This window comes from Gilliamella sp. W8128 (assembly GCF_016100545.1).
Classification (GTDB): Bacteria; Pseudomonadota; Gammaproteobacteria; order Enterobacterales; family Orbaceae; genus Gilliamella; species Gilliamella apis.
The window spans coordinates 277,476-291,507 of record NZ_JACFSE010000001.1 but is presented as its reverse complement, the minus strand read 5'-3'; the positions used below and the strand labels follow the sequence as shown (position 1 = coordinate 291,507).

Below are 14,032 nucleotides of genomic sequence, written 5' to 3'. Positions count from 1 at the left end.
GCTAACATTTAAAAACACTTTCTGTGTGCCCCCCTTAAGCATTGCACAAACGTTATTTTTTCTCTTTTATCATCTTTGCTAACATCGCTCTATAAACTATAACTAAAAAAATGAGCACCTCCATAATAATAAGTCAGAGTGACTTGAGTAGTTTTTTAGTTCACGGTTAATTATTTTTTTGCATTTTGAAAGAAACAGATATACCTGAAAGTTTTGATGATAATTAAAAATGCTCTGCTATTTTGTATAAAAAACACCCTCACCAAGTCAGAAAAATAATTAATATCACCATATATATTTTTTATTTTTACTATAAATCAATTTATAGCAAACAATAAATATCATAACTAACGTTATCGAAACAAATAAAAATTTTAGAATTTTTATTCTATAAAAAAACTTCAACTGCTTGGTATTCAATCGCGTTCTGATGAACTTTTAAACGGAAAAATTTTAAAAATGTGAAGCTTCGCACATTTTTAATAAAAAGTCCTGCATAGCTATAATTTATAGCCAAAATATTAGGTTAGCTGTCCAAATATTAAAGGTGAGATTTCGATTTACTTTTTAGAATGTGGTGGTAAGTTTTAAAAAGAAGTGAGGTTCAGAATGATTGAGATGTTACTTGATAAAGATTTTTTCTCGTCTAGCGATCAAAATATCGCCATTGAGCCTCGAACACCACAACCTGTTTATCCTGAACATACCCATAATTTCAATGAGATCGTTATTGTAACTAGCGGATACGGTAAACACATATTGAATGGGCGACTTTTTGATTTATATCCAGGCATGATGTTTTATATTAAGGCTTCCGACTGTCATTTATACGAGAACGTTGATGATTTGCATTTGACCAATATTTTGTTTAGAGACCCTGAAAATTTTCATTTTATCAATGGGATAAACCAGTTAATCCCAAATCCTGACCCAACTCAGTCACATTACTTTTTTGATAAAAAAACTGATGAAAATATTCAATCGATTATTAAGCAATTAACGCCAAATCAATCAAATGCTATTCAGGAGAGTTTATTTTTACAATTACTTTTGATTTTTAATAATAATCTTTATGTTAATCAGGGTTCTGGTTCCTATGATAATCGCGTTAAACAACTTCTACGTTGGTTACAAATCAATTTTAAGGAGCCAATTAATTGGGCACAATTAACTGAGCAATTTTCATTATCATTACGCTCTTTTCATCGACATATAAAGAATGAAATTGGTATCACACCACAAAAATATTTAATAAAGCTACGGTTGGCTAATGCTTACACACAGTTAATTTACAGCAATAAATCCATCACAACTATTGCACAAGAGTGTGGTTTTAATGACAGTGCTTATTTTTCAACCTGTTTTAAACAAGAATTTACGTTTTCGCCACAAACATTACGTAATAATCCAGATAAACGTTATCATTAATCAATCAGGAACAGTCTATGGAAAAATGTTTACGTTTATATAAACAAGACTATTTTATTTCGGAGATAAATACTGTTACTGTCGAAAGACGTGATCATCAACAACCCTTTCCTTTGCATAACCACGATTTTAATGAAATTGTGATTGTCTGTTCTGGTAATGGGCTGCATCATTGGAATGAATATGTTTATCCTATTACCAGTGGTGATATTTTATATATTAATCCGAAAGATGTGCATGGCTATGAATCTGTTAATGACCTTAGATTGGATAATATTTTATATTTGAGAGAATCACTATTTTTATCATCCACTATTGAGTCTTATTTACCTAAAGTGACTGCTAGACATAATGAACGTTCTTGGCGTATTCAACCTTCATCCCTTAAACTTTTATCACCACTTATTGAACAGTTAGATGTTGAGTCTAAGAAAAACAATTTAGCCTCCGTTCATTTATCTGAGGCTCTGTTTTTGCAGTTGGTTATTTTGTTAGATCGGATTAAACAAGCTCCAACGGTAGCTCTACCTACTGCTACTCATCAATTGGATTTATTGTTCACAGCTCTTCATAACAGTATTGCGACGCCATTTAATATTGATGTTTTTTGCAAAGAAAATCATATCGCAAGCCGTTCACTTAGTCGCTTATTTAAAAGTCAAACAGGGATGACTATTACTGGCTACTTACAAAAAAGACGTCTATGTGATGCAATGTCTTTACTTAGAACTACTGATTATTCGATTAGTATGATTGCGGCAGAATGTGGTTATGATGATAGTAACTATTTTTCATCTGTGTTTAAAAAGCTGACCAATCAGACTCCTTCCGAATATCGAGCCCAATTTAACGATAAGAAGTGATAATTGAGTGTATAGAAATGATTATATATTTAGTTTCCTCTCTTTTATGTGTATTAAAGAGAGGAATATTTTATAATAAATAAAAAACTTCAGTTAATGATTCACTAATCGGGCTGTTATCAGAATTGCTTGGCATGATATCTTGCATAAAAGCCCACCATTTTTGACAAGCAGCTGTTTTAGCTACAGCATCCCAACGTTCCTCAGATTCAATTTCGACATAGGCAAAAAGTAGATTTCTTTTGCTGTCTAAAAAGATTGAGTAATTGTGAGCTCCATGTGCTTTAAGTTCCTTCACTAAGTCAGGAAATATTTCATCATGCCGCTTCTTATACTCTGCATGTTTATCAGGATGAACCTGCATAATACTCGCTTTTCTTATCATAATAATTCCTTTTTATTTGAAATAGGTTAACTTTGTGTTTAACCTATTTCACTTTCATTGTGTCATTTTTATTGGTAAATAGAATGATATAGTTGCTCAATTTCTCTTACGTTAGTATCGCGAGGATTACCTCCGGTACAAACATCATCAAAAGCAGCTTGGGCTAGCGCAGGAATATCATCTAATTTTACGCCGATCTCTTTTAATGTTGCAGGAATACCAACATCAACGTTAAGTTGTTTAACTGCATCAACAGCAGCTTTTCTAACTTGTTCGATTGTCATGTTTTCCGTCGCAGCGACTCCCATTGCTTTAGCGATATCGCGATATTTCTCACCAGTAAATTCAGCATTGTAAGCCATTATATGAGGTAAAAGGACGGCATTAGCCACACCATGAGGTGTACCATAAAAAGCTCCGAGTGGATGTGCCATTCCATGAACTAATCCTAAACCCACATTTGAAAAACCCATTCCAGCAATATATTGTCCTAATGCCATATCTTCACTACCTTTTGCGATCCCGCTTACCGAGTCACGTAATGAGCGAGAAATAATTTCAATCGCTTTCAAGTGGAACATGTCTGATAATTCCCATGCCCCTTTAGTTATATAACCTTCAATCGCGTGAGTTAAGGCATCAACACCAGTTGCTGCTTTTAAACTAGCAGGCATACTTGTCATCATATCTGAATCAATAATTGCAACAGCCGGTATATCGTGTGGATCAACACAGACAAATTTGCGTTTATTTTCTTCATCTGTGATTACGTAATTAATGGTCACCTCGGCAGCTGTACCTGCTGTCGTAGGAATTGCGATCGTAGGTACGGCTGGTTTTTTAGTTGGCGCAACGCCTTCAAGACTACGAACATCCGCAAATTCTGGATTATTGATGATAATACCGATAGCTTTTGCGGTATCTTGCGGTGACCCCCCGCCAATCGCAATCAAATAATCTGCACCAGATTGTTTGAAAACTTCAACCCCTTTTTGAACAATACTAATGGTTGGATTTGGCATGACTTCATCAAATACTTGATAAGAAAAACCATTGTTATCTAGTAATTGTGTTACTTTAGTTGCTACTTTGAATTTGATTAGATCTTTATCTGTAACTACTAACGCTTTTTTAAAACCACGTTTTTTAACTTCATCTACGATTTGACTGATTGAGCCTGCACCAAAATAAGATGTTTCATTTAAAATCATTCTATAAGCCATAATGTTTTCCTTTTAATTAACTAGTCATTCCTAAACCAACAATATTGGCAGCAACAATGATTACTAAACAACCAATACAAAGAATACGTACTGGTTTTTTACCGGTACCAAACCACTCTTTTAGTGCTAAACCAACAATCCCACCACAAAGTACATAGAAACTCATATGTAACATCCAACTCATAAAGCCATATTCTGTTGGAATATTTGCATGCCCCCAAGCATAGAAGAAGAATTGGAAATACCACATTGCACCACCTAAGATAGCAAAAAGAATATTGCTAATTAATAAGGCTTTGGCAACAGAGATATCTTTTTTGAAGGATAAGTCTTTTTTAACGCAGAGTCGACTTATACAGAAACCGAGATTAATAATTGCCCCCCCACCCATGATAATGACATAACTTGGAAGTGCCACGTATAAATGATCTACACCAAGCTCAGCCGCTTTTTCATGCATAGGTACTGCAGCGTTCATAGCAAATGACATACCAGCCGAGAAAATACCACACATGATGGCAAGAAGAAGACCTTTCTTTAAGTTAAAATCTTCAACTTGTACACCTAAGGTTTTTTCTTTCAATAAGCCTGCGTAAGTTACTATAGCAACCCCAATAACAGCAACGACTACGCCCAATAATGTCATTTTACCGCCAGTCGAGGCCAATAATTCACCAAATTTACCTTGTAATATTGGGGTCATAAGAGTGCCGACGATTAAGGTTATCCCAATAGCGATACCTATTCCCATCGACATACCTAAATAACGCATTGTTAGGCCATAACCAATGTTACCGACTCCCCACATTGCGCCGAATAAGAAGACCGGAATTAATATGTCTGAACCAAACGAACCATAGTAAGCCCAAAAGTCTGGTAATAAAAAATAACTTATTGACCATGGTAATATGATCCAAGAAAATAACCCTGCGATTGACCACATGGTTTCCCATGACCAGTTTTTTACTTTTTTAAGTGGTGCGTAAAAACAAGCAGCAGAAGCAGCACCAACAAAGTGCCAGAATATGCCTAAAATAATTGAACTACCCATATCCTTATCCTTATATTTTTATTAGCAATTTTTACTGTTTATAGCATCTTCCAATGGAGTGACACCAAAACGCTCAGCTAACAATCTGAACTCTTCCGAGGTGATAGTTTGACGTTTTCCTCCCATTGATAACACTTTGACTAAAACTTCTGCCGATTTTTCAGCTGTATCAATTAAGCCAAAAGCTTCATCTAAGGTTGGACCTGTTCCAAATACACCGTGAAAAGCCCATAAAACTAAACTATGTTTTGCCATCTGTTTTGCAGTGGCATAACCAATCTCGTCTTTACCCGGAACCATCCAAGGCACCACACCTACACCATCCGGAAATACAACTAAACATTCAGTGCTCATTTCCCACAGCCATCTGGTTATTACCGCAGTATCAAGCTCTAGGACATATGTTAAAGCAATTAAATTAGTTGCATGACAGTGCATGATGACTCTATCTTTTCCTTGGCTTTGCTCAATTCTTACAATATGAGATTGAAGATGAGCAGCTAGCTCAGAAGTCGGTAACCCCCCATTTATCAATCCCCACATAATGTAATAACCTTTGCCTTGTTCATCGATTTTAACAATAGCTAACGTGTCAGCAGGATCTAATATGACATTGCGGAAATACTTACCAGATCCAGTGACAATAAAGTACTGGTTAGCAAGTTTAGTGACATCTTGCGTCAAAGATACATGACGTGTTTTTTCATAAAAATCATTTTGAAAAGAGATCACATCACTTTCAAGTAACCTTAAACTGACATTACCACCATTACGCTCATCCCAGCCTTTTAGCCACATATCATAAGTGGCTTTGATCATTCCTTTTACAAACCAAGAAGAAAGAATCTGTTGCATTTTATGTTCCTTATGATCGTTTAGTTAAGACAGTTGTTTCATATTGACGAACCTCATCTAGCCATTGACCACCAACTGGAACTTCATTTAATAAACAGTACTGATCCCAAACTGCTTGCCAAGGTAATGATTTTTGTTCTTCTAGTAATGCGAGTCGCGAGGTAAAATCACGATCATGCTCATATTTTTTTAATCTTTCTGTTGGTTCTAATAATGCTTTCAATAAGCATTTTTTCATATTACGAGTACCAATTACCCATGCTGCAATACGGTTAATAGAAGCGTCAAAGAAATCTAGACCAATATGCACACGGTCAAATAGTTTGTTTCGAATGATTTCACTTGCAATATTTTGTGTTTCATCATCAAAAAGCACCACGTGATCACTATCCCAACGAACAGGGCGGCTGACATGAAGTAATAGATGTTCAACAAACGGCATAACTGCAGAAATTTTGTCGGAAATCACTTCCGTTGGATGGAAATGCCCTGCGTCTAGACATAATGCAGTTTTACGTGATGTCGCATAAGCTAGATAAAATTCATTTGAACCAGCGGTATAAGATTCGAGACCAATACCAAACAATTTACTTTCAACCGCATCAATATGATATTTTGGGTCAATTTTTTCACGAATAATTTCATCCAATGATTCAACTAAATGTTGTCTAGGACTAAATTTGTCGACAGTAATATCTTTCATACCATCAGGTAGCCAGATATTCATAACAGAAGGTGTACCTAATTCTTTACCAAAATATTCTGATACTTTACGACATGCTTTGCCGTGTTCTATCCAGAATTGTCGAATTTCTGGATTAACATGGGTTAAAGTGCCTTCATTACTTAAAGGATGTGAAAAATAAGTTGGATTAAAATCTAAACCGATTTGATGTTTTTTAGCCCATTTGACCCAATTGGCAAAGTGTTCCGGTTTAACTTCATTACGATCGACTTTTTGATCTGATTCTAAATAAGAAGCATGTAGATTTAGTCGTTTAGGGCCTGGTATAAGGCTAAAGGCTTTATCTAAATCTGCTCTTAATTCATCAGCTGTACGAGCCTTACCAGGATAATTACCAGTTGCTTGAATACCACCAGTTAATTCACCTTCTTGCTTTTCAAAACCACCAACATCATCCCCTTGCCAGCAATGAACTGAAATCGGTAATTTTGCCATTGCTGCTATTGCAGCATCTGTATCTACCCCAATTTCAGCAAATCTTGCTTTAGCGATCTGATAAGCATTTTCAATAGTGTTCATGTAGCACTCCTTAATTAATATAAAAATTTTCAATACAATTTGGTTGATAAAATTTGGTGTCAAAATTCTGTGAAATTAACTGTCTTAATGCATCAATATCCGTAATTTCACCTAATGAAATTAACTGATAGCCAACATTTCCTAATGCCGAAGATTCAATAGGTCCAGCGGTGACATTAACATTGCATAAGTCAGCACATAACTGGTTTAAAAAAGCATTTTGACAACCTCCACCGACAATGTGTAATGTCTTAATAGGATTACCACTCAGTGTCGATAATTCGTGTAATACATCTCGATATAAATGAGCTAGACTGTCAAAAATACATCTGACTAATTGAGGAAGGTTTTCAGGAATTTGACCACTGCTTTCTAAACAAACCTGTTTGATGGTTTCTGTCATGGAGTCCGGATTTAAAAACCTTGGATCATTGGGATTTATAAGAAACGTAAAAGGTTGTTCTTGTTTTGCCGATGCGATTAACTCAATAATATCTTTAACATTATTTTCAGCACAAACCCGTTGAAATAACCATAATCCCATGATGTTTTTTAATACTCGATAATTACCATCTACACCACCTTCATTGGTAATATTGGCTTTTAATGCTTGTTTGCTTATCAGTGGTTGTTTTGATTCCAATCCCATTAATGACCAAGTACCCGAACATAAATAAGCACTATGTAAATTGATGATTGGTGCAGCAATAACCGCACTAGCAGTATCATGACTTGCGACTGCAATTACAGGGATATGATCACCCTTGTCACTTTGCCAATATCCAACTTGATTTCCAGGCTTACTGATATCACCAAACCATTTACGTGGTATACCAAGATAATCAAGTAAATCTTTATCCCAATCTTGAGTCGTCACATTGACAAGTTGTGTGGTGGTTGCATTGGTATATTCTCGATTTAATACACCGGTTAATCGGTAAATCAGATAATCAGGAATCATGACAAAATCAGTTACTCGTGATAACCATTCTGGTGATTCAAGCATCATTGCCCTAAGTTGATAAAGTGTGTTAAAGGTTAAAAACTGAATTCCCGTTTTTTGATAAATATTTTCTAGACCAATGTCATCTTGTACTTTTGACATAATATTGTCAGTACGATGATCTCGATAAGAGTAAGTAGGGCCGACAATTTGACCTTGTTTATCAAGCAACACATAATCAACCCCCCATGTATCAATACCGATACTATCGAGTTTGATATCTTGTTGGATAATTTTGTTTAATCCGGTTATGATTTCTTGTTCTAAGTACGTCAAATCCCAACAAAAATTTTTACCATCACTTTTATATCCATTACTAAATCGATGTATCTCAGTTAGTGTTAATTTTCCTGTTTGAGATCGATAACTCGACAACATGACTCTGCCGCTTGATGCGCCTAAATCGATTGCAGCAATATATCTATTTGCCATTATAACTACCCTCATTTTTACTAATGAAGAGAGTCTAGTGAACTATTTTGATTTACACTTTTAATCGATGGCCATTGTTAAATAAGTTTGGCAAAATTTTTAAAACGCTTGTGATCTGTACCACAAAATAAGAATAAAGGTGGTGTTTTTATACTTTCATAACAAATATTGATATAATGGTTCATTTAGTAAATAAATTGAGAGCTATTTATGTTAAATCAATTAAAAGCAATAATTCAGTATCTTTTACCTAAACAGTTATTAACCGTTATATTTGGTTGGTTAGCTAATAAACGTTTAGGGAAAGTCACCACATGGATGATTATTGGCTTTTGTAAGCTATACAAAATTGATCTAAGTGAAGCGAAGTTAACTGATGCTAAAGATTATCCAACATTTAATGACTTTTTTGCTCGTGAACTCAATGAAGATGCGAGACCTATTGATCCTTCAGAAAGTTCAATTGTCATGCCGGCAGATGGTGTAATTAGTCAATTCGGTAGTATTCAAGATAATTTATTGTTACAAGCTAAAGGCCATTTTTACTCATTAGAATCTCTGCTTGCTTGTCATCCGGATATGATAAAATTTTTTAAAAATGGCTCTTTTGCTACCACATATTTATCACCTAAAAACTATCATCGTTTTCATATGCCTTGTGATGGTATATTACGTGAAATGATTTATGTACCAGGCTCTCTATTTTCAGTTAACCAAGCTACAACTGAAAGTATTCCAAATATTTTTGCCCGAAATGAACGAGTAATTTGTTTATTTGAAACCGAATTTGGACCAATGGCTCAAATTATGGTAGGCGCGACTATCGTTGGTAGTATTGAATTAAATTGGGAAGGTATAATTACTCCTCCTCGTGATGGTGTAATGAAACGTTGGACATATGCTGGTGAGGTTAAGTTAACAAAAGGTCAAGATATGGGATGTTTTAAATTAGGTTCAACCGTCATCACCTTATTTGCCTCCAACGCAGTTGAATTTGATAGCCATTTAAAACATGGAGATATCACCCGTGTAGGTCAAAAACTAGCCGAAAGGATCTAACGTTATGTTAATGCGTGGTTTTTTGTGTTGGATATTACTGGCTATTTCATGCTTTGCTGTAGCTGAAGAATCAATACCAGTTATTGATAATGAAGATCAACTTGCAGAAGTGATTACTAAACTCGATGAAAAGAATGAAGATCTTCGTCAGAATATGGAGTACCAAAAAACACATTTAACCAGCATTATTAATGAACAAAATAATATTAATACCCAAATTTCACATGTTCAAAATACCCTTGCAACCCTTGCAGAACAAGGTGAATGGCTAAGTTTTTCAACGGCGTTAGGTGAAACTTTGCGCCAACAACTATTGCGATTACCAGAAAAACCTAAGTCACAACCACTTGATGCAGAAATCGCTGAGGCGAAAGTACAACAACTTAATTATTCAAATACCTTAAATGGCTTAGAAAATTATCCAACACTAAGCGTTGCTCTCAGTAATCTTAAATCAGCTAGTCAATATCGACGATTGTTACGCGAACAAAGTGAACTACTTAAAACATTAATTTCAGGAACTGATACCACGATTCTTGAATTAACTAAATTAAAAATTTCCAATAAACAATTAACCAATGCTATCGATGAAGTTAATGATGCCGCTCATCGCTACTTCTTTTGGGTTGCTGATGTTAACCCTATTTCACTTAGTTTTCCTTTAGACTTAGCCAAAGATGTGGTTTATGTCACCGTTTCAATTGATACGCTATCACAACTCTACAATGCTAGTTTAGAAGTTCTTAGCGCACCAAAACCACTATTCTTTTTAGTATTATCGATAATGTTTGTATATGTGCATTTTAAAATGCGTGGCAAATACAACACATTTTTAAATAAATCAGCTACTCGAGTCGGTAAAGTCACCCAAGATAGTTATTCTCTGACTTTAAAAGTCATTATTTTTTCATTGATAATGGCATTACCTGTACCTATTTTGTGGGCCGCATTAGGTTATGCACTACAAATTAATTGGGATTACCCTGTTGCAGTTGCTTTAGGCTATGGTGTCAATGCCGCAGCACCTATTTTGTGGGTATTCATTATTACGGCACACTTTGCTTCCCCAAATGGATTGTTTATCACTCACTTTGGTTGGGCAAAACAAAATGTTCGTCACGCAATGAAATACTATCAACTATCTGTTTGGGTCGTGATCCCATTAGTTGTCATTGTGATGAGTTTTGATCAGTTTAGTAATCGCCAATTTGCTGCAACTATTGGTCGTATAGCCTTTATTATCCTCTGTTTTGCCTTAGTGTTTATGACTAATTCAATTCATCGAGCTGGCGTTCCTCTTTATATTGATAAAAAAGGTTCAGGGGATAACTTATTAAGTCATATTTTGTGGTTTATGCTATTAAGTGCACCTTGGCTAGCCATCATTGCTGCTTGTTTAGGTTATTTGTCGACAGCAGAAGTTTTACTGGGCAGATTAGAAGCCTCAGTCATAATCTGGTTTGGCTTATTAGTTATTTATTTTATGATTCGTCGTTGGATGTGGATACAAAAACGTCGTATTGAATTCGAACGGACTAAACAGCGCCGATTAGAACGAATGCAACGCGCCAAAGGTATAGAAGAAGATATAACTGCAATCAATGATAATGTCGATGAACCTATTATTGATTTAGATGCAATTAGTGCTCAGTCATTACAATTAGTCAGATCGATTATTATGCTAATAGCCTTAATTAGTATGATCTTACTTTGGTCTGAACTTCATTCGGCTTTTGCTTTTATGAATAATATAAAGCTTTGGGGCACAAGTACCATTATCAATGGTAATGAGATTGAACAACATATCACACTTGGTGCAGTGTGTATCGCTATTTTAGTCATGACCATCACTGTTCAATTGGTTAAAAATCTACCTGCATTACTTGAGTTAGGCATTTTACAACATTTAGATTTAGCTCCAGGCACTGGATATGCGATTACCACGGTATCGAAGTACATTATTTTGATGATAGGTTGTATGATTGCTTTTTCATTCATTGGTATAGATTGGGCTAAAATACAGTGGTTAATTGCTGCACTTGGTGTTGGTTTAGGTTTTGGTCTACAAGAGATCTTTGCTAATTTTATTTCCGGTTTAATTATTTTGTTTGAAAAACCGGTAAGGATTGGTGATACCGTTACGATTCGCGATTTAACTGGTAATATCACTAAAATTAGTACACGAGCTATTACTATAGTCGATTGGGATCGTAAAGAAATTGTCATGCCGAATAAGGCGTTTATCACCGAACAATTAGTCAATTGGTCATTATCCGATTCAATCACTCGTATAGTATTAACCATACCAGCAACCATTGATGCAGATAGTGAACTGGTTATGAAGCTTTTACAACAAGCTTCTGAAGAATGTGAATTTGTACTTAACGATCCAGAACCACAAGTCTTTTTAGTTGATATTCAAGAAGGAATCCAACTGTTTGAATTACGGGTATTTGCGGCAGAAATGGGACATCGAATGAAATTACGCAGTGCAATACATAAACTCATTCTGGATGCTTATCGACGTCATAACCTGACCTTACCATTCCCACCATTGCAAACAAACTTAGAAGCGCTTGGTCGTAAAAGTGGTCGCCGAAATTATACTATTGGCACAGTTTAGCCAAAAATTGTTTCTAACCATGGCACCCCAAAAGCTCCGGGTGCCAATAGGACAAATGCCCAGATAGGAGCAGAAGCCACATTAGCAATATTGAATTTTGTTGCTGGCATATGCATGGTGCCAGCTATCAAAGGAACGACAGCTCGTAAAGGACCAAAAAATCGGCCAATAAACACCCCAAAAGTCCCATAACGCTGAAAAAATTGTTCAGCACGAAATACCATTTTCGGATATTTATTCAATGGCCATGAAGCTATTACCTGTTGATGATAATGTTTGCCTAACCAGTAAGAAATTAAATCGCCAATAATAGCTCCTAACGATGCCGCAACCAAAACTGGAACAAACGAAATCACCCCAGTTCCAATCAAAGCTCCGGCTCCTAATAAAATTGCTGTAGCAGGAACTAGTAAAGAAATGATAGCCAATGATTCACCAAATGCTAATAAAAAAATAATTGGCAGAGACCACACTTGATGAGTTTCAATAAAGTGCATAATCGTATGCGTAATTTCATTTAATGACATAAAGTTGCCTCGCATAATCATTTTGGATAGGCTTTATTCTAACACAACAAATATATGATAATTCTAATGGGATTAACCATTGGTAGAATCTTACAAAATCAACTAACCTAAATATTGGCCTTTTTATTGATACTAAGCTAAGTTATTATATTTAAAATGATAGCTAGATTTAGTCATACAATTATTACGAGATAAACCATGACAGTGGGCATTAAAAACTTTAATGTAAATAAATTTAAACATGGTCAATTGCAACCATCAGAAGATGATACGGTAGCCACAGAAAAGCCAGTGGCACTAATTTATAATGGTATTTCTCATGTCGTCATGATGGCAACCCCAAAAGATCTCAATTATTTTGCTATTGGTTTTTCATTAACTGAAAAAATTATAGAATCAGTTAGTGAAATTTATGGCATTGATATTATTGAAACAGTACAAGGTATTGAAGTCCATATTGAACTATCGTCAAGACGTTTTATGCAATTAAAAGAAAAGCGTCGCAATTTAGCCGGTCGTACTGGTTGTGGTATTTGTGGCACAGAACAAATAGAGCAAGTTTGTCAATTTACTCAGCCTCTATTATCAAACGATAAAATCCGTTTATCTGATTTTCATCATGCCCTTGATTATCTAACGCAAGTTCAAACTGTTGGGGGACAAACCGGTTGTACGCATGCGGCTGTATGGTTGGATTTAACTGGTAATTTTATTGCTGGATTTGAAGATATCGGCAGACATGTTGCATTAGATAAATTGTTAGGTTATCGAGCAAAAATACAACAAGAAACTAAGCAAAACATACAAGGAATAATTCTTGTTTCAAGCCGAGCTAGTTATGAAATGGTACAAAAAACAGCTCGTTGTGGTATAGAAATTCTATTTGCCGTATCAGCAGCAACGACAATGGCAATTGAACTAGCCAAACAAAGTAATTTAACTTTAGTTGGTTTTTTTAGAAACACCCAAGGAGTAATTTATACCAATAGTGAACGAATCACTGAGAAATAGGCTATCAATAATAAATTCAGACTAAACAATTATTTTACATAACCAATAAAATAATTAATCATTCAATTTATTGATTTTTCATATAAAAATAAATTTAGTTCAATATATATTATTTCACACCTTTCTTTATTTATCGAAGATCATCATAATATACGCCGAAAATAAGAACAACTTTGTTTTTATTATATATTCTTTTTTAAATGATTGTTCTAATTTTAATCAATTGTCAGTTATTGATATTATAAATAATTTTACATAACTGATTAATAATCATAATGATTTTCTTGAATTTAAAATTAAAGCATTAG

At 34.9% G+C, this 14,032-nt stretch carries 10 protein-coding genes and 2 pseudogenes; 5 read left to right on the top strand and 7 right to left on the bottom strand.

Annotation, left to right across the window (positions count from 1 at the left end):
- Window positions 1–609: 609 nt before the first annotated feature.
- Together rhaS and H3U97_RS01325 are read left to right on the top strand one after the other, a co-directional pair.
- Window positions 610–1,428: an HTH-type transcriptional activator RhaS gene (gene rhaS, locus H3U97_RS01330; RefSeq protein ID WP_198197695.1), complete on the top strand. Its 819-nt coding sequence runs from the start codon at window positions 610–612 to the stop codon at window positions 1,426–1,428.
- A gap of 17 nt (window positions 1,429–1,445) precedes the next feature.
- A complete protein-coding gene (locus H3U97_RS01325) occupies window positions 1,446–2,291 on the top strand; it encodes a helix-turn-helix domain-containing protein (protein WP_034903780.1) in 846 nt (281 codons plus the stop codon).
- 70 nt (window positions 2,292–2,361) lie between these two features.
- On the opposite strand, the gene rhaM is transcribed toward H3U97_RS01325, so the two are convergent.
- The 6 genes from rhaM to rhaB form a co-directional block, all read right to left on the bottom strand.
- The gene (rhaM, locus tag H3U97_RS01320; protein WP_065651828.1) at window positions 2,362–2,676 is read right to left on the bottom strand and encodes an L-rhamnose mutarotase; all 315 of its coding nucleotides are present in this window, start codon (window positions 2,674–2,676) and stop codon (window positions 2,362–2,364) included.
- A 68-nt stretch (window positions 2,677–2,744) separates the two neighbouring features.
- On the bottom strand, window positions 2,745–3,899 hold the full coding sequence (gene fucO, locus H3U97_RS01315; protein WP_065651827.1) for a lactaldehyde reductase: 1,155 nt from the start codon (window positions 3,897–3,899) through the stop codon (window positions 2,745–2,747).
- Window positions 3,900–3,915: 16 nt separating this feature from the next.
- Window positions 3,916–4,950 carry an L-rhamnose/proton symporter RhaT gene (gene rhaT, locus H3U97_RS01310; protein ID WP_198197693.1) on the bottom strand — a complete coding sequence of 345 codons (1,035 nt, stop codon included), beginning with the start codon at window positions 4,948–4,950 and terminating at the stop codon, window positions 3,916–3,918.
- Window positions 4,951–4,971: 21 nt separating this feature from the next.
- Window positions 4,972–5,805: a rhamnulose-1-phosphate aldolase gene (gene rhaD, locus H3U97_RS01305; protein WP_198197691.1), complete on the bottom strand. Its 834-nt coding sequence runs from the start codon at window positions 5,803–5,805 to the stop codon at window positions 4,972–4,974.
- A gap of 10 nt (window positions 5,806–5,815) precedes the next feature.
- Window positions 5,816–7,069, bottom strand: a complete 1,254-nt coding sequence (locus H3U97_RS01300; protein ID WP_110447524.1) for an L-rhamnose isomerase — start codon at window positions 7,067–7,069, stop codon at window positions 5,816–5,818.
- Window positions 7,070–7,079: 10 nt separating this feature from the next.
- On the bottom strand, window positions 7,080–8,504 hold the full coding sequence (gene rhaB, locus H3U97_RS01295) for a rhamnulokinase (protein ID WP_198197689.1): 1,425 nt from the start codon (window positions 8,502–8,504) through the stop codon (window positions 7,080–7,082).
- Between the two features lie 210 nt (window positions 8,505–8,714).
- Between rhaB and asd the strand changes: the two are divergent.
- Window positions 8,715–9,560, top strand: a pseudogene (gene asd / locus H3U97_RS01290) (archaetidylserine decarboxylase); the annotation flags it as partial.
- 94 nt (window positions 9,561–9,654) lie between these two features.
- Window positions 9,655–12,186: pseudogene (mscM, locus tag H3U97_RS01285) on the top strand (miniconductance mechanosensitive channel MscM); the annotation flags it as partial.
- On the opposite strand, the gene H3U97_RS01280 reads toward mscM, so the two are convergent.
- Window positions 12,183–12,713 (bottom strand): DedA family protein, encoded by a 531-nt coding sequence (locus H3U97_RS01280; RefSeq protein WP_198197685.1) that lies wholly within the window; start codon window positions 12,711–12,713, stop codon window positions 12,183–12,185. The pseudogene mscM and the gene H3U97_RS01280 sit on opposite strands and share 4 nt — an antisense overlap.
- Window positions 12,714–12,911: 198 nt before the next feature.
- On the opposite strand from H3U97_RS01280, the gene fdhD reads away from it, so the two are divergent.
- Complete coding sequence (fdhD, locus tag H3U97_RS01275; protein WP_198197683.1) at window positions 12,912–13,724, top strand: formate dehydrogenase accessory sulfurtransferase FdhD; 813 nt, start codon at window positions 12,912–12,914, stop codon at window positions 13,722–13,724.
- The last annotated feature ends 308 nt before the right edge of the window (window positions 13,725–14,032 follow it).